Here is an 18546-nt window from a genome sequence, read left to right as displayed (position 1 = left end):
TATTATCGTTTAATATTTCTGTCAATACACCATTGTCAAAAAACAAAAAAGAAGGTAAAATTCTATTTAATGAGAATGATAATCAATATACTTGATTATGAGGAGTGGACATATTAATGAAAAATGCAGATATATTCGATGTGACGATCATAGGTGGAGGACCAGCAGGATTATATTCTGCTTTTTATAGTGGACTTAGAGAAATGAAAACGAAAATCATTGAATTTTTGCCAGAATTAGGCGGAAAGCTGCATTTATATCCAGAAAAAATGATATGGGATGTTGGTGGTGTAACTCCTTTGCCTGGAGCACGCTTAAGAGAGCAGCTTGTCGAGCAAGGGTTAACCTTTAAGCCAGAAGTTGTCCTAGATAAAAAAATTGTTTCTATCGCCAAAAATGAAGAAGGCTTTTTTGTATTAACAACAGAATCTGGGGCATTACATTATTCAAAAACAGTTATTGTTGCAGTTGGAAGTGGAATATTGACACCACAGAAGCTGAAAATTGAAGGTGCCGAAAGATTTGAGTTGACCAATCTAAATTATACTGTTAAATCTTTAATGCACTTTAAAGATAAAGTTGTCGTTATTTCAGGTGGGGGAAATTCAGCGATAGATTGGGCAATGGAATTAGAGCCGGTTGCTAAAAAAGTGTATATTATATGCAGGAAAGATGCTTTTGCAGGACATGAAGCCCATGCTAAACAGCTGATGGAAGGTTCTGTTGAATGCATTTTTCAAACCGCAATTACCAAGTTGATTGCGAAAGATAATCATGAGTTAATTGAATCTGTAGAGTTGACAAACAATCACACTGGTGAAGTAACCATATTAGATATAGATGAGATTGTCATCAATCATGGATATGAAATGGATTCTTCTTTGTTGAAAAATAGTGATTTGAGTATAGATATGATTGAAGATTTTTATATCGCAGGCAGTGCGGCGAGTGAAACTTCTGTAGCAGGTTTGTTTGCTGCTGGTGATATATTAAAACATGATGGAAAAGTAAATTTGATCTCAGGTGCATTTCAAGATGCGGCAAATGCTGTAAATAAAGCAAAACAATTTATTCAGCCAGATGCAAACTCTAGTGCAATGGTATCTTCGCATAATGATGTATTTAAAGAGAGAAATAGAGAAATAGTACAAAACATGATCCAATGCGATGATTGTACAAAGATGAAAGTTAAAATGTAGATATTTTCCAAAAAAACTGTCTGAACGAGTGTTCGGACAGTTTTTTTTGCTAAAAATTAACAGTTTTAGAAAGGTTAAAATTAACGAAATCTTAATACCTAGTAATTTTATAAGAATAATAGAAAAAAATTATTGACGTTCCTTTTTTCTGCTGTTATTATTACTCTCAAGAAGAAACCAAAAATATAAATACATAGAAGAATCGACTAGATAACTAGAGATTCAATGAAATGCAAAGCTTACCTCAGCATGCATTTCATTGAATCTCTTTTTGTTTATTTAGGATTTACAGCAAATTAGGAGTGATGGGAAGGATATCAGTTAATTAGATTTGCTTTAATGCCGATTAAACTTATAGGAAAAATATATATTGAGGAGTGGAAACAATGGGATTACCAACACTTTACCCAACAGGCGCAACAGTTTATTCACCAGATAAAGCATGGAGCGGATACACTATCTTTCAAGCACCAGATCTTGGAGCATTATTAATAGATATGAATGGAAAGGAAGTTCATTTATGGAAAGGATTACGCGGTTTTCCAAATAAGATTTTCCCAGGTGGATATGTGTTGGGACATACATTTAACAGAGATCCAGAGCATGGATTTCAAGATGAAGGGGATGTTGTCCAAGTAGATTTTAACGGAAACGTTGTATGGAAATTTGATAAACATGAGTTTATTACAGATCCAGGCTATGAGGGCAGATGGATTGCAAGGGCACACCATGATTATCAACGAGAGGGAAATCCTGTTGGATACTATGCACCAGGACAAGAGCCTAATGTTGATGGCGGCAATACATTAGTACTTGCCCATCGAAATGTAACAAATTCCAAGATTTCTAAATACGAACTTTTAGATGATGTAATCCTAGAAGTAGATTGGAACGGCAATATTGTTTGGGAATGGTCATTCAGCGATCACTTTGATGAATTGCAATTTGATGAGCAAGCTAAAAAAACAATATATGAGCAGCCAAACCGACGCTTCTTTGGAAATGAGTCTGGGGACTGGCTTCATATAAATTCTATTTCTACAATTGGACCAAATCGTCATTATGATAATGGAGATGAGAGATTTCATCCAGATAATATTATATGGGATGCAAGAGAAGCGAACATTATTGGCATAACAGACAAACGCTCAGGAAAAATTGTATGGCAAATTGGACCTGACTATTCTAGCGCTGAGCTAAAGCATATAGGCTGGATTATTGGACAGCACCATGCTCACATCATTCCACAAGGATTGCCTGGAGAAGGAAATCTATTAGTATTTGATAACGGAGGTTGGGGAGGATATGGAGCGCCAAATCCATCTTCTTCAGATGGAACTAAAAACGCACTGCGCGATTATTCACGAGTCTTGGAAATAGACCCAGCTACATTGGAGGTTGTTTGGCAATATACAGGGCAGGAAGCGAACTTCCAAGCACCAACTGATTCTTATCGTTTTTATAGTCCTTATATCAGCTCTGCGCAACGATTGGAAAATGGCAATACATTAATAACAGAGGGTGCAAATGGCCGCATTTTTGAAGTAACTGCAGCACATGAGATTGTGTGGGAATATATTTCTCCATTCAAAAATAAGCGTAATTCTAATATGGTATATCGTGCCTACAGAGTTCCATATGATTGGGTGCCTCAGCTTGATAAGCCAGAAGAAATAGCGATAGAGCTTTTGGAAATCGAATCATTCCGTGTGCCAAATGCTGCTCCAAGCGGAATCCATTCAACAGTGGAAGTAAGTGGAGCTCAAACGATCGGAGAAGGAGCATTATGCGTAGCTCGTTTTGATGAACAAGAGACAAACTGATAATAGGCAACTTTACGGGGGGATTCTTTATGAAACATAAATCTAAACTTGTTACTTTTGGACTTGTAGCATCCATTCTTTTAGCAGGATGCTCTAGCCAGTCTACAAGCACTAATAGCGAAAGCGGCAAGGAGTTAAAAGAAGTAAAGATAGGAATCGACACAGCTGCAGGGGGGTCCCTTCAAATTAGAGCAGCAAATTCAGAAGGATACTTTAATAAACAGAATATTAATCCAAAAATTTCAAATTTTGCATATGGAATTGATACGATCAATGCATTATTAACAGAACAAACAGATACTGGATTGGCAGCTGATTATGCACTATTAAATTCATTAAACCGGGGAGATTTAGTTGTACTTTCGTCTCTAACACATAGTACAGACGAAACAATCAAAAAATCAGAATTTTTAGCTGTTGATGGGATTACAAAGCCCTCTCAATTAAAGGGGAAACGAATTGGCGTAGCTAAAGGAACGGTTTTTGAGTACGATTGGGCGAAATATTTAGAGCATCTTGGAATAGATGAGAAAGATATCAAGTATGTTCCATATAGTACACCAGACGAAGCGCTTGTTGGTGTCAAAAAAGGAGATATTGATGCTATTTTAGCCAGCGGGGCTTTGCTTGAGAAATTTAAAGCAATAAAAGGCGTGCATAAAATTGATGATCTGTCTTCTGCCGGTGTCTCTGTGAGCAGCTATTTAGTAGCAAATAAAACATTTGTTGAAAAAAATCCTGAAACAGTTGTTAATCTTTTGAAGGCTATTAAAGAAGGCATAGCATATGTAAAAGAAAATCCTGATGGAACAGCAGAAATTGCCTATAAAGATCTAAAAATCAAAAAAGAAGATACTTTGCGTGATTTAAAAACTTCCAATTATACACTTGAATTCACTCAAGAGGATATCGATCATCTGATAGAGATGAAAAAGTGGCTTCTTGATCGAGGTTTATTGAAAAAAGATTATAACCTAGAAGATAAACTAGCATTAGATGCTTTGCAAAAGGCTTTTCCAGAAGCCGAAACATATGAAAAATAATTTTATTCATATAGAGTTGATTCGGATGAAATATGTATTTCATTCGAATCAACCATCTTTTTTTGATGAAATAAGCAACTATTATAAAAGAGAGGGGAGTTGTTAAAATGACAGTTATTCAAAAAAATGCTCCTTCTATTGTTTTAAAAGGATTATCAAAAACATTTTCAGAAGATATACGACAAGCCAACTATATTCTGGAAAATGTTGATCTAACGATAAAACAAGGTGAATTTTATATTTTATTAGGACCAAGTGGATGCGGGAAATCTACATTGCTTAATATTTTAGCAGGATTCATTGAAAAGTCAGATGGTGAGTTGACTATAAATGGTGAGAGTGAAGAAAGCAAGGCTAATCGAGGGTTTGTCTTTCAATCAGCTGATTCTGCATTATTCCCATGGTTGACGGTAGAGGAAAATGTCGAGTTTGGTCTGAAAATGAAGAAAGTGCCATTAGCAGAAAGAAAGGAAGTTGCTAATCATTTTATTGAGCTTGCAGGACTTTCAGGACATAATCATAAATTTCCAAGTGAAATATCAGGTGGTATGAAACAACGGGTACAGTTGGCGCGTGTATTGGCAAATGATCCGCAAATTTTATTGATGGATGAGCCATTTGGAGCATTGGACGCAATGACAAGGCGTACGATGCAAAAGGAGCTTATAAGAATATGGAAAGAAACAAATAAAACGATTATATTTGTAACCCATGATATTCAAGAGGCGCTAATGCTTGGTCAGCATATTGGTATTATGTCAATTGGGCCTTCTTCAAAAATTACTCATTCTTATGAAATTAACTTGCCATATCCTCGTGAAATTACGAGCCCTGATTTTAATCAGTATTATAAAGTCGTACAGTCGCATTTTGATTGAGGAGGGTGTAAATAAATGAAAACGATCGTACAGCAGGAAGTGGAAATAAAGCCGATAGCAAAAAAAATATCTGTAAAGGTTTATTGGAAAAAAATATTAAAAACTGGCATTTTAACATGGTTAGGTTTATTACTTATTTGGAGCATTGCAGCTCGTTTTTCAGATCCCCAATTTTTGCCCAGCCCTCTTGCAACTTTACAAGGAGCGATAGAGCTTAGTAAGGATGGTTCCTTATTCATTTATATGGCTTATAGTTTTGCTAGAGTGTTGGCTGGCTGGTTTTTAGGAAATTTAATTGCTATTCCATTAGGATTATTTATCGGCAGCAATAGAACAATCCGTGCACTTGTTGAGCCATTAATTAACTTTGTGCGTTTTATTCCGCCATTGGCTTTTATTACGTTATTTATGCTTTGGTTTGGAATAGGAGAGCAGTCTAAAATATTTTTAATTATGTATGCAACATTCTTCGTCGTCACTATTAATACGTTAACTGGTGTGCTGTCTATATCAGAGGATAAAATTCGTTCAGCCAAAAGTATGGGAGCAACTGATTTACAAGTACTGCGCTATGTGATTATTCCAGCAGCAATTCCGTTTATTTTTACAGGGGCGAAGCTTGCGATGGGTTCTTCCTTTATGGCGATTGTAGGGGCAGAAATGGTAGCAGCAAATGAAGGAATCGGCTTTATGATTTGGAATGCCAGATTATATTTCCAAACGGATTGGATTTTTGTAGGATTAGTTGTGCTGGGATTGATGGGATTTTTGATGGATAGATTATTTGCATGGGCAGGAAAGAAGTTTTTAAAGCGATATAATATCGTATCTTAAAGTCTAAAAAAGGGGAAGAGTGTCAAGTTGCTATTAACTAAATGAAAAAAACAAGTATTCTATTGCAGGTTATTAATAGAACACTTGTTTTTTTGCTTTTCAGAATTATGTAAGATCAAAATTGATAATTATAACTAATTTAATGTTGCCTTTTGTTATAAAAGTGAAGAAAAAATGGAAAAATGAAATGGGAGGGAGGATTAAAAATTGAAAGTAACCGTTGCTATTCCTGTTTATAATGCGGCAAATTATATAAAGGCAACATTGGATTCATTAATGAAACAAACAATGAATTTGCGAGAATTTGAAGTAATCTGTATAAATGACTGTTCAACTGATAAGAGTAAGGAAGTAATTGAATTGTTTAAAACAAGGATGGCAAACTTAGTGTTAATAGATCGGGAAACTAATTCAGGAGGTCCGATGGTTCCTAGGAATGATGCCATTCGTGCAGCTAGAGGAGAATATTTACTATTCCTTGATAACGATGATTTTTTAGGAGAAGAAGCATTAGAGAGATTATATAATGCAGCTCAAGAAAATCGGTCTGACGTGATATATGGAAAATACATTGGAGTAAATGGCAGAAATGTACCCCAGTCAATGTTTAAAAGGGGAAATATCGCAAATGCTGATGTTATAAGAGATAATCTAGTTTACTCATTGGCTCCTCATAAAATGTTTAATGTCTCTTTTTTGCGTAAACATCAATTTCTATTTAATCCGCAGGCTGTGGTGGGAGAAGATCAATTATTTGTGATGCAATGCTATGTAGAGGCAAAGGTGATTACTATTTTAGCTGACTATGATTATTATTTTGTTGTATCACGAGGAAATGAAAATTTGAGTTTGAAATACTTTCCAGCAAAGAAGTTTTTTTATTCTTTCCATCAATTAATAAAATATATCGATGAAAGTAATTTAAATCATTTATATAAGCGTGACTTGAAGATTGCTTATCTTAATCGCTTTTTTCATGCAAGCCGTTTAAGAAGGCAGCTGCTTTCCAAAAAAAGAACAAGGGAACAAAAAAGGGCATGGCTTGCGGAAACGAAAAAATTTATTGATTTGCATATTAATGATGAAATAATGCAAGGCATACAACCGAGATTTCATCCTATTATACGTATAGCGAAAAAACAAGATTTGAAGAAATTGCTTAAATTGGCTCGATAAATAAAGGAGACTATTCTTTGAAACAAATGAAAACAAAAAGAAAAAATACAAATACATATGAAAGACCTTCATTAAACGCCAATAAGGTGCACCTAGTTGAAAAGGCTGGAACAGAATTAGTTGTATACCGCTCTGCTGCAGGCTGGTATGAGCATCGTTATATTGGCTTAGATGGGTTTAAATATGCTGAGTTTATACAAAAAAAGGATTTGCGCTATCAACTAAGATATATATATTTTGCAGCAAAAATAAGAATGAAAGACCCGCATATCAAAATGAAAGTGATGAACCGCTTGAAGTTGAAGAAATATAAATATTAAGAGAATTCATTTTTTTATAAAAATTTAGCGGCATAATAATAACTGCCTCATCTGGTTGCTATTGTTTGCAATAAACGGTATTTTTTTTGCTTAATGAAAATAATTTAATAGAAAATATATTTATTAACATAATTTGTGTTAATAAATATAACAATATTGATTTAGCCCAAGTGAAGTTTGGTTTTTTAAAAAAACATACATAAATATATAAATACTTTTTAATGAGATAATAAGTAAATAATTTAATTGAAGAGTATAATTCTAAAAACTATAAAAACCTACAAATGTTGTTTTGGAATTCTTGATCTTTTGATAAATATGGAAGATGTTATGACAAGTATATTAGGGGAATGGTGCTTATTTTATAGCGGTCACTAATTTCGTGTAAGGAAATATAACGTTAATTTGGTACGTATAAGGTATTGATTATTTTTGTAGAAAAGAGGTATGATAATATTCACATAAAATTCATAATTGCAAAAAAATAAATAGACTTCCTTTATATTCTTTTATAACGATAGTGTTAAAAAAAGGAAAAAATTTTTTTAGTCTAGCAATTTAAAGGTTTATTAAATATGAAATTCTTTAATCTGCATTATTTTTTTATTTCTGTATAATTTTCAGATTAGTTAGATTAGTAAAAAATTGGACTAGACAAACCTGAAAACTTTGTACTAAAATAGCAATTGTGTTTAAAAATATTATACACTTTGTGTTCTGAAGGTTTTGTTTTTTTGGAATACTTAAAAATATAGAAAAAAGGGGAACTTAACATGAATAAAAAGTTAAAAGTGCTATTAATGTCTACTACATTGGCAGCAGGTATCCTTTCAGGATGTAGTGCGGGAGGATCTAAGTCCTCTGACGCGGATACAATCAAATTAGGTGTGAACTTAGAATTGTCTGGAGCAGTTGCATCATATGGACAATCTCTTGAATCCGGGATTGATTTAGCTGTAGATGAAATCAATAAAGATGGCGGAATCGACGGCAAAAAAATTGAAGCAGTAAAAGTTGACAATAAATCAGATTTAACAGAATCAACCAATGCAGCTCTTAAATTAATTACACAAGATAAAGTAACAGCAATTATCGGTGCTGCAACAAGCGGTGACACCGTTGCACAAGTTCAAATTGCAAATGATAAAAAGACTGTTTTATTAACACCATCAGGTACTGCGCCAAATGTTACGGTAAATGATGATGGATCTGTTAATGAGTATGCATTCCGCACATCTTTCATTGATCCATTCCAAGGAACAGTTGCAGCAAACTTTGCTACAAATGATTTGAAAATTAAAAAAGCAGCAATTTTTGCGGACAGCGCAAGCGATTATGCAAAAGGATTAGCAGCATCTTTCAAAGAAACTTTTAAAGCAAATGGCGGTTCTGTTGTTTCTGAAGAAGCATATGTAGCAAAAGATACTGATTTCAGTTCTACATTAACTCGCATTAAAGCAAAAAATCCTGATTTTATCTTTATCCCAGGATATTATGAAGAAGTTGGTTTAATTATTAAACAAGCTCGTGAAATGGGCATTACTGTTCCATTTATGGGAGCAGATGGCTGGGATTCTCCTAAATTAGTAGATCTTGCTGGCAAAGATGCATTAAACAACACGTATATTACAAACCATTATTCATCTCAAGATCCAGATGAAAGGATTCAAAAGTTTGTAACAGCGTATAAAAAAGAAAACAAAGATAAAAATCCAGATGCATTTAACGCTTTAGGATATGACTCTGTTTACTTATTAAAAGATGCTATTGAAAGAGCCGACAGCACAGATTCAGAAAAGATCAAAGATGCGTTAGCTGAAACAAAAGATTTATCGTTAATCACAGGGGTTGTTTCAATTGATAAAAACCATAACCCAATTAAATCAGCAACAGTTCTAGAATACAAAGATGGACAACAAGTATTTAAAACAAAAGTCAATCCTTAAATAGAAGAGTAAGAAAAATGGGGGGGATTATCCTCCCTATTTTCCATTTGAACAGGTAAATGGAATGATTTACTGTTTTATGTAATGAAAGGAAGTATCATTTTATACGTCTTTCAACTAGCCATCAGCCATAAAAAGCTGATGGAAGTTTTGTATTAAAGAAGTATTATTTTCTTCCTACACAAAAAACTTGAGTTTTAGCTAAAAAGGAGTGAATAAAATGGAGTGGCTACAGCAGCTTGTAAATGGTATATCATTAGGAAGCATTTATGCACTTATTGCATTAGGATATACAATGGTTTACGGAATTATAAAATTAATTAACTTTGCTCATGGCGATGTATTTATGGTTGGTGCATTTATTGGTTTCTATGCTATTACTGGATGGGGATTAGGCTTTTTTCCAGCACTTATTATATCAATGGCAGTTTGTGCTATATTTGGCGTATTAATTGAACGGATTGCCTATAAAAGATTGCGTAATGCAACAAGAATTGCAGCACTTATTACAGCAATAGGGGTTTCTCTTCTTATTGAATATGGGGTTATTTATGTTCGCGGGGCTCAGCTTGAAACATATCCAAGTGTATTGCCGACAAAAACTTTTGATGTATTCGGAGCGCAAATTAGCAGCAAATCATTGTTGATTTTAGGCGTTTCTGTAGGATTAATGTTGATATTACAATTTATCGTACACAAAACAAAAACAGGAAAAGCAATGAGAGCTGTTTCCCACGATATAGATGCGGCAAGATTAATGGGTATTAATGTGGATCGTACTATTTCCGCTACATTTGCAATTGGATCAGCATTAGCAGGTGCAGCAGGTGTTATTTTTGGTGCATATTATACAAAAATTGAGCCATTAATGGGGGTTATTCCAGGTTTAAAAGCATTTGTTGCTGCTGTATTAGGGGGAATTGGAATTATTCCTGGTGCAATGGTTGGCGGGTTATTGCTTGGGGTTGTGGAAACAATCGTAAGTGCAATGGGCTATTCTTTATGGCGTGATGCTGCGGCATTTATTATTTTAATTTTAATTCTTATCTTTAGACCTGCTGGTATATTTGGTAAGAATACAAAAGAGAAAGTGTAGGTGAAGAGATCATGAAAAAGTCTAAAAGTTTTTGGGTATTTTTAGCTCTCTCAGCCCTTGCTTTTGGTGTAATTCAATTTTTAATGAATACAGGAATTATTGATGATTTATACAGCAATATGATTATTTTAATGACTATTAACATTATGCTTGCTGTTAGTCTTCATTTAGTTATTGGGATAACAGGGCAGTTTTCTATTGGACATGCAGGCTTTTTGGCAGTAGGAGCTTATGTATCTGCGATTGTAACGATGAAGCTAGGATTGCCGTTTTTTGTCGCTATTTTAGCTGCAGGAATTGTTGCAGCATTAGCAGGGCTTTTAGTCGGAATTCCCACATTGCGTTTACGCGGAGACTATCTGGCTATTGCAACACTAGGATTTGCTGAAATTATTCGTATTATCTTTTTAAATATCGACTACGTTGGCGGCGCAGCAGGAATGCAGGTTTCTCGCTTAACTACTTGGACTTGGGCTTTCGTATGCTTATTCATTACGATTCTTGTTATTGTCAACTTTACTAATTCGCGGCATGGACGAGCTGCCATTTCCATAAGAGAAAACGAAATAGCAGCAGATGCGATGGGGATTAACACTACTTATTATAAAGTAGCAGCATTTGCATTAGGTTCTTTTTTTGCAGGGGTTGCGGGTGCATTGCAGGCACATAACTTCTATATTATCCAGCCGACAAACTTTGGATTTTTAAAATCATTTGATATTTTGATCTATGTGGTGTTAGGTGGATTAGGCAGCATATCCGGATCTGTTATTGCAGCAATATTTTTAACTATTATATCTACTTATTTGCAAGAGTATCCAGAAACACGAATGATTATTTACAGCTTAGTGCTAGTAATCGTAATGTTATATCGTCCAAAAGGATTAATGGGAACAAAGGAAATAACAGATTTATTTAAACGGAAAGGAGGCAATAATCATGACAAATAATCCGCTTTTACAAGTAAATAAAGCTGGTATTTCATTTGGAGGATTAAAAGCTGTTTCCGAAATAAATATGGAGCTGCATCAAGGAGAATTAATTGGATTAATTGGCCCTAACGGTGCTGGAAAAACGACTACTTTTAACTTATTAACGGGTGTTTATACACCGACAGAAGGGGATATTAAGTTTGCTGGCAAGCGTTTGAATGGTTTAAAGCCTTATCAAGTAACAAGAAGTGGAATAAGCCGAACGTTCCAAAATATTCGCTTATTTAACGAACTATCTGTATTGGATAATGTAAAGGTTGCCTACCATTCATTAGCTAAACATTCCATTTTAAGCAGTATTTTTCGTCTACCTTCTCATTTTACTGGAGAAAAGGAAATGGAAGAAAAATCTCTAGAGTTTTTAAAAATATTTGAGTTAGACAAATATAAAGATGAAAAGGCGAAAAATTTGCCATATGGGCAGCAGCGTCGCTTGGAAATTGCAAGAGCGCTTGCAGCTGGTCCAAAGTTGCTTTTATTAGACGAACCAGCAGCCGGGATGAATCCTCAGGAAACACATGAATTAATGGAGTTAATCGCATTTATTCGCAATAAATTTAATTTAACGATTCTATTAATTGAACATGATATGCCTTTAGTTATGGGGATTTGTGAAAGAATTTATGTGTTGGACCATGGGCAGCTGATAGCTGAAGGAACTCCTGATGTCATTCGCAACCATCCAAAAGTAATTGAAGCATATTTAGGAGAGGAGGTAGCAGAATAATGCTCAAAGTGGAAGGTATTAATGTTTACTACGGTAATATCCAGGCGTTAAAGGGTGTGACGTTAGAAGTAAATGAAGGGGAAATAGTTACACTAATTGGAGCAAATGGTGCTGGCAAAAGTACGCTTTTAAAAACACTATCTGGATTGTTAAAGCCTAAGACAGGCTCTATTACGTATTTAGGCAAGTCTATTTCAGGAAAAGCAGCACAAACGATTGTAAAAGCAGGCATTTCCCATGTTCCGGAAGGCAGAAGGGTATTTGCTAATATGACCGTAGAAGAAAATTTAGAACTTGGCGCTTACTTGCGGAAGGACGCTGCAGGAATTCGGGCAGATTTAGATCGAGTGTATGAAATATTCCCAAGATTATTAGAACGGAAAAAACAAGCATCTGGAACTCTTTCTGGCGGAGAACAACAAATGTTGGCAATGGGACGTGCTATTATGGCCAGACCAAAGCTGCTGCTGTTGGACGAACCATCTATGGGGCTTGCACCATTATTTGTAAAAACCATTTTTCAAGTAATTCAAGAGATTAATAACAATGGGACGACTATTTTGCTTGTAGAACAAAATGCAAATATGGCGCTATCTATTGCGGATAGAGCTTATGTCATTGAAACAGGTCGAGTAGTTCTGTCTGGAACGGCAAAAGAACTTCAGGCGAGCGAAGAATTAAAGCTTGCGTATTTGGGCGGACATTAAACAAAAGGGTTGTCACGATTAGTGGCAGCCTTTCTTATATTTTTGTTTTATCTGAAAAAATTCTATAATTTCTTATCACTAATGGATGTTTGATTTATCTTATTTATATCAATAGGAAAGATTGGAACCGATAAAGGTGGAAATAAATAATTATATTGCTAGAAGTCCTCTAATAAAATAGGAAATGGATCAATATTAACAGAATAGACTAATAATAAAAGAATAACCTATGATAAAATAATTTTTTCTTATCATAAGATTTTGTAATAGGAGCGAAATTTCAGCATTTTAAACAGACTAGATGAATATCTGGTCTGTTCTTGTATTAACAAGGGGCTAAAGTAAATAAAAAAGTTAGTTATATCTTGTTTAATTAAGTAAAAAGGAATAAAATTTAGAGGTTGTTGGTAAGTATTGTTAAAATAGAGTGTAAATAGAAAGAGATTTTTGAGAATATTTGAATATAAATTGAAATTCCTATATTTTATTAACTAGTGGGGGAAAATACATTTGGAAAAAAGAAGAGTAGGTTTTTTGCAAAGGCTAAGAAATAGATTATTCCATTTAAACTCATTAAAAGGGAAGGTAAATATAATGAAAATAAGTGTTATTGTACCTACATACAATACAGATCCTGAAGCATTAAAAAGATTAATTGGATCGATCGATGCGCAAACAATGAGCAAAGAAGAATATGAGTTAATTTTTATAGATGACGGCTCCACAACAAATATTTTTGAGGAATTAACGAATTTAGCCAATAAACGTTCTAATATGATCGTTAAACAAATCCCAAATTCCGGCTGGGGGAGCAGACCAAGAAATATTGCTACTAAAATGGCAAATGGCCACTATGTTTTATATTTAGATCATGATGATTATGTATACCCTGAAGCATTTGAGCGAGTTTATAATTATGGGATTTCACATGGAGCAGATGTAGTGAATGCCAAAGAGGTTAGAACGAATGGGTGGTCATGGGGGTGGGACCAATTTAAGGAAAATAACCCTGCAGCCGAGAAGCTTGGTATTCAATCATTGTTGCCGATGACTCCGCATAAATTTTATCGCAGGGAGTTTTTATTAGAAAATGAGATTGAATTCAATGAAGGGGCAAGAGTACTTTGGGAAGATGTCTATTTTAACACAAAAGTGTTTACTAGCGGGGCCAAAGTAGCTATATTAGCAGATTATCCAACTTATTACTGGATTGCAACAGGAGCCAATAATTCTAGTAGTTTTGGCAGGGACCCCCATGAAAAGTGGGCTCAAATCCGTAAACTTATCCAGTTTTTTGTTGATACGATATCCAATAAAGAGGACCTGGATTTTATGCTAAAGCATTGGTATCAATCACGTGTTTTAGGTATTTTGGGTGCATGGCTGTTAGATAAATCAGAAGAAAGAATAAAGATTGAGTTTGATTATGCAAAAAAGGTTGCAGAGAATTTGATTCCTGCCTATATAGATGAAAATTTAACAGGAATTAATAAGGTTCGTTCTTATTTGCTAAGAAATGGAAAGATTAATGAGTTAAAAAAACTTGCTAAATATGATCATAATGTTACGGCAAGAAGCTATGCAACAGATATAGAATGGAATGATGGCAAGCTTAAAATTGCAGCAAATGCAGAAATGACTTTTAATGAAAAATCACCATATATTATGGAAGAAAGAGATAGTAAAATTTATCGCTATATTCCGGAAGAGTTAAAAAGTATCATACCTGAGCAGTTATTGAATTTGACAGAGGATATGCAAAATAACAGGTTTGAAGCAAGTATAAAGGGAAGAAACTCGCGTGTTACATGGGAAACTCCGGCTGACTCATCAGAAATAAGGATTAAAACACTAGATAATTATAATATTACATTAGAAGGTAATATTGAATTTTTAATAGATATGGAAAATGCGGCAATGGGCGCACCGATGAATAAGCAGCCATGGGATATTGCTGCAAGATTCTCTGCAGTTGGTTTAACTTTCCATCGCGGCATTGTTGGGCCAGAAGGTTATATGCAGTCAGCGCTGGTTGAAGGAAAGACTGCTGTTGTATATCGAAATAAATCTGCTTTGCTTTCATTGGATCTAGGAAGTAAGGTGCATAGTGTGGTTTCTGCAAGTAAGCCAAAGCAATCTGACTTACTTATTACCAATGAAAATGACAAATTAAAAGTAGTAATTAAATTACCAAATACTTATGTGTATGGTAAAACTAAAATCAAGGGCTCTATTGAATTTAAGCCACTTGATGATATGAAAGTGTTAAATGATAATGCAGAAAAGCAAAAGGCTGTAAATTCAGATGCATACCTTATCGGCGATGAGAATGGGGCTAGGGTTACAACAGAAGTAGAATTACCTATTGGAAGATATTCTATCTCAACAAAATTTGAGGGACGAAAGGCAATTCCAGAATTGTATATAATTGATAGAATCCCAGAAGTTATTGAAAAAAAAATCTAAACATTATAATAATAAAAAAATGGAGGCTAACCAATGAAAGGCATCATACTTGCAGGCGGAAGCGGCACCCGTCTTTATCCTTTGACAAGAGCTATTTCTAAACAAATGCTGCCAATTTATGATAAACCGATGATTTATTATCCCTTATCTATTCTAATGCTTAGTGGTATTAAGGAAATATTGATTATTTCTACTCCTGAAGATACGCATCGTTTTGAACAGCTATTAGGGGATGGAAGCGATCTTGGCATCGTGCTTTCTTATGCGGTTCAAGTAAAACCAGAAGGGCTTGCACAAGCGTTTATTATTGGTGAAGAATTTATTGGCAATGACTCTGTTGCGCTTATTTTGGGCGACAATATTTATTATGGACAAGGCTTATCCAACATGCTGCAGCGCGCTGCTTCTAAAACAAAAGGAGCAACTGTTTTTGGCTATCATGTACACGACCCTGAGCGCTTTGGTGTGGTTGAATTTGATGAAAATATGAAAGCTATATCTATTGAGGAAAAACCGGAAAAACCAAAAAGCAACTATGCTGTAACTGGATTGTATTTTTATGATAATCGTGTAGTTGAGTTTGCGAAAAGTATAAAGCCATCTCCGCGTGGTGAGTTGGAAATTTCCGATTTAAATAGCCTTTATTTAGCAAGTGGAGATTTAGAAGTAGAAATAATGGGTCGTGGATATGCATGGTTGGATACAGGAACACATGAAACATTATTAGAAGCATCTACCTTTATTGAAACAGTAGAAAAAAGACAAAGACTAAAGATTGCATGTTTAGAAGAAGTTGCATATCGTATGGGGTATATTAGTGCAGATCAAGTGAAAAAGCTGGCAGAACCATTAAAGAAAAATGAATATGGGCAATATTTGCTTCGTTTAATTGCACAAGATGAGGAAGAGAAAGGAGAATAAGAATGAATGTAATAGAAAGTAAATTAAAAGGCGTTAAGCTAATTGAACCAAAAGCCTTTGGTGATCATCGAGGATTTTTTATGGAAAGCTACAATGAAAAAGTTTTTAAAGAAAACGGCATCTTAGAGAACTTTATTCAGGATAATCATTCTCTATCGAAAGAAGCGGGTGTGCTTCGCGGCATGCATTATCAGTTAGCGCCGAAAGCACAAACAAAATTAATTCGTGTGGCAACAGGAGCTATTTATGATGTAGTTGTAGATATGCGCCAAGGCTCTCCAACCTATGGTCAATGGGAAGGCTATATTTTAAGTGAGCATAATAAGCGACAATTATTGGTTCCAAAAGGTTTTGCGCATGGTTTTTGTACAATTACGGAAAATGTAAATGTTTTGTATAAAGTAGATGAACTTTATTCGCCAGAACATGATCGAGGAATTGCTTGGGATGATGAGGATTTAGCAATCACTTGGCCTGTTTCTAATCCAATTTTATCTGAAAAAGATGGAAAACATCCTCAGCTTAAAAATGCAGACAATAATTTTGAATGGGAGGAAAAATAAACAATGAATATTATTGTAACTGGGGGCGCAGGTTTTATTGGAAGCAATTTTGTGCGCCATATATTAAATACATACGCAGACTATAAAGTAGTAAATTTAGATCTATTAACATACGCAGGTAATATCCATAACTTAGATGATCTAAAAAACAACCCTAATCATGTTTTTGTGCAAGGAAATATCACCAATAGAGAATTAGTTGCCCATCTCATTAAAGAGCATGATATCAATGCGATCGTCAACTTTGCTGCAGAATCTCATGTAGATAGAAGCATTTTAGATCCAGGCATTTTTATTGAAACAAATGTACAAGGAACGCTAGCTCTTTTAGATGTTGCAAAAGAATATAAGATTGATAAATTCGTACATGTATCTACAGATGAAGTCTACGGAAGCTTAGGAGAAACAGGCTACTTTACAGAGGAAAGCCAAATAGCCCCAAATAGCCCATACTCTGCAAGCAAGGCATCTAGTGATATGCTAGTGCGCGCTTATCACGAAACATATGGAATGAACGTTAATATTACACGTTGTTCCAACAACTATGGGCCATATCATTTCCCGGAAAAGCTTATTCCATTAATGATTACTAATGGAATGGATGGAGAAGACTTGCCGATTTATGGAGATGGAAAAAATATTCGCGATTGGCTTCATGTAACAGATCATTGTGCAGCAATCGATTTAGTTCTGCATAAAGGAAAATCTGGAGAAGTGTATAACGTAGGCGGGCATAATGAACGGACAAATAATGAAATTGTCGAAATTATTATAGAAAAACTTAACTTGCCGAAAGAACGAATCAAATATGTGGAAGATAGATTAGGACATGACCGTCGTTATGCAATTGATCCAACAAAGCTTGAGAATGAACTTGGATGGAAACCAAAGTATACTTTTGATACAGGTATTGTTGAAACAATTGAATGGTATCTCAATAATGAAGCATGGTGGCGCCCATTAAAAGAAAGAGCAAAGTTAGGTAAATAATAATGAAAATTTTCATTACAGGTGCTAACGGTCAATTAGGTCAGGATGTTGTTGCACTAGCTAAAAAAAATAAAACGTATCAGGTACATTCATTTACTAAGAATGAATTAGATATTACAGATGAGCAGGCGGTACACTCAAAAGTAAAGGAAATTCAGCCAGATTGGATCCTGCATTGTGCAGCATATACAAATGTAGAAGCAGCAGAAGATGATGGCAAAGAATTGAACTGGAAAATTAACAAAGATGGTTCAGCTATCATTAGTAAGGCGGCAGCTTCTGTTCAAGCAAAACTTATATATATTAGCACAGATTATGTATTTGATGGGACAAAAAAAGAGTGGTATAAAACAACGGATACGACAAACCCATTAAATGAATATGGAAAAGCAAAGTTAGCCGGAGAACAAGAGATTCAGAAATATTTGCCTGACGCTCATATTATCAGAACATCATGGGTCTTTGGAGAACATGGTCATAATTTTGTTTATACGATGTTAAATCTTGCGAAAAAAATGGATACCTTAAAAGTTGTAAACGATCAATTTGGCCGTCCAACATACGCAAAAGATCTTGCGGCATTTATGCTGTATACAGTAGAAAAGAATATCGAAGGTGGTTTATATCATTTTTCAAATGATGAAACGGCTACATGGTTTGATTTTGCAAAAGAAATAGTAAAAGCAGAAGCTGTAGAAGTTGTACCAGTCGATTCATCCGCTTTTCCGCAAAAAGCAAAGAGGCCCCAATATTCTGTTATGTCGTTAGAAAAAGTAAAAGCAACTGGTTTTTCTATTCCAACATGGAAAAATGCACTTGAAAGATTTATGAAAAATAAATAAAAAAAAGAGGTCTCCTTTATGAT

General features: G+C 34.7%; 17 protein-coding genes. All 17 read left to right on the top strand.

Translation table 11 applies throughout. From position 1 onward, the window contains the following. Positions 1–116: 116 nt before the first annotated feature. The 17 genes from CWS01_RS07375 to rfbD all read left to right on the top strand — a co-directional run bounded on the left by CWS01_RS07375 (position 117) and on the right by rfbD (position 18523). A complete protein-coding gene (locus tag CWS01_RS07375) occupies positions 117–1199 on the top strand; it encodes an NAD(P)/FAD-dependent oxidoreductase (RefSeq protein ID WP_101176551.1) in 1083 nt (360 codons plus the stop codon). Positions 1200–1585: 386 nt separating this feature from the next. Further along, positions 1586–3022 carry an aryl-sulfate sulfotransferase gene (locus CWS01_RS07370; protein ID WP_101176550.1) on the top strand — a complete coding sequence of 479 codons (1437 nt, stop codon included), beginning with the start codon at positions 1586–1588 and terminating at the stop codon, positions 3020–3022. A gap of 29 nt (positions 3023–3051) precedes the next feature. Next, positions 3052–4065 carry an ABC transporter substrate-binding protein gene (locus tag CWS01_RS07365; protein ID WP_101176549.1) on the top strand — a complete coding sequence of 338 codons (1014 nt, stop codon included), beginning with the start codon at positions 3052–3054 and terminating at the stop codon, positions 4063–4065. Positions 4066–4172: 107 nt separating this feature from the next. Continuing rightward, complete coding sequence (locus CWS01_RS07360) at positions 4173–4943, top strand: ABC transporter ATP-binding protein (RefSeq protein ID WP_101176548.1); 771 nt, start codon at positions 4173–4175, stop codon at positions 4941–4943. 15 nt (positions 4944–4958) lie between these two features. Next, positions 4959–5777, top strand: a complete 819-nt coding sequence (locus CWS01_RS07355) for an ABC transporter permease (protein WP_101176547.1) — start codon at positions 4959–4961, stop codon at positions 5775–5777. 207 nt (positions 5778–5984) lie between these two features. Continuing rightward, on the top strand, positions 5985–6953 hold the full coding sequence (locus CWS01_RS07350; protein ID WP_101176546.1) for a glycosyltransferase family 2 protein: 969 nt from the start codon (positions 5985–5987) through the stop codon (positions 6951–6953). A gap of 17 nt (positions 6954–6970) precedes the next feature. Beyond that, positions 6971–7273: a hypothetical protein gene (locus tag CWS01_RS07345; protein ID WP_101176545.1), complete on the top strand. Its 303-nt coding sequence runs from the start codon at positions 6971–6973 to the stop codon at positions 7271–7273. A gap of 773 nt (positions 7274–8046) precedes the next feature. Beyond that, positions 8047–9219 carry an ABC transporter substrate-binding protein gene (locus tag CWS01_RS07340; protein WP_101176544.1) on the top strand — a complete coding sequence of 391 codons (1173 nt, stop codon included), beginning with the start codon at positions 8047–8049 and terminating at the stop codon, positions 9217–9219. 220 nt (positions 9220–9439) lie between these two features. Continuing rightward, on the top strand, positions 9440–10315 hold the full coding sequence (locus tag CWS01_RS07335; protein WP_101176543.1) for a branched-chain amino acid ABC transporter permease: 876 nt from the start codon (positions 9440–9442) through the stop codon (positions 10313–10315). Positions 10316–10326: 11 nt separating this feature from the next. Continuing rightward, positions 10327–11265: a branched-chain amino acid ABC transporter permease gene (locus tag CWS01_RS07330; protein ID WP_101176542.1), complete on the top strand. Its 939-nt coding sequence runs from the start codon at positions 10327–10329 to the stop codon at positions 11263–11265. After that, positions 11255–12034, top strand: coding sequence for an ABC transporter ATP-binding protein (locus CWS01_RS07325; RefSeq protein WP_101176541.1), 780 nt, complete (start codon positions 11255–11257; stop codon positions 12032–12034). The genes CWS01_RS07330 and CWS01_RS07325 overlap by 11 nt, the downstream gene beginning before the upstream one ends. Further along, the gene (locus CWS01_RS07320) at positions 12034–12741 is read left to right on the top strand and encodes an ABC transporter ATP-binding protein (protein ID WP_101176540.1); all 708 of its coding nucleotides are present in this window, start codon (positions 12034–12036) and stop codon (positions 12739–12741) included. The genes CWS01_RS07325 and CWS01_RS07320 overlap by 1 nt, the downstream gene beginning before the upstream one ends. A gap of 594 nt (positions 12742–13335) precedes the next feature. Beyond that, the gene (locus CWS01_RS07315) at positions 13336–15207 is read left to right on the top strand and encodes a glycosyltransferase family 2 protein (protein ID WP_157827595.1); all 1872 of its coding nucleotides are present in this window, start codon (positions 13336–13338) and stop codon (positions 15205–15207) included. 33 nt (positions 15208–15240) lie between these two features. Then, complete coding sequence (gene rfbA / locus CWS01_RS07310; RefSeq protein ID WP_101176538.1) at positions 15241–16128, top strand: glucose-1-phosphate thymidylyltransferase RfbA; 888 nt, start codon at positions 15241–15243, stop codon at positions 16126–16128. A gap of 2 nt (positions 16129–16130) precedes the next feature. After that, entirely contained in the window at positions 16131–16691 is a 561-nt protein-coding gene (rfbC, locus tag CWS01_RS07305; RefSeq protein ID WP_101176537.1) for a dTDP-4-dehydrorhamnose 3,5-epimerase, read from the top strand. Between the two features lie 3 nt (positions 16692–16694). Then, complete coding sequence (gene rfbB, locus CWS01_RS07300) at positions 16695–17681, top strand: dTDP-glucose 4,6-dehydratase (RefSeq protein ID WP_101176536.1); 987 nt, start codon at positions 16695–16697, stop codon at positions 17679–17681. Positions 17682–17683: 2 nt separating this feature from the next. After that, complete coding sequence (gene rfbD / locus CWS01_RS07295) at positions 17684–18523, top strand: dTDP-4-dehydrorhamnose reductase (RefSeq protein WP_101176535.1); 840 nt, start codon at positions 17684–17686, stop codon at positions 18521–18523. Positions 18524–18546: the final 23 nt, after the last annotated feature.

Source organism: Niallia nealsonii (genome assembly GCF_002835805.1).
In the GTDB taxonomy this organism is placed as follows: domain Bacteria; phylum Bacillota; class Bacilli; order Bacillales; family Cytobacillaceae; genus Niallia; species Niallia nealsonii.
The sequence above is the reverse complement of the archived record's forward strand: the minus strand, read 5'-3'. Positions and strand labels throughout refer to the sequence as shown.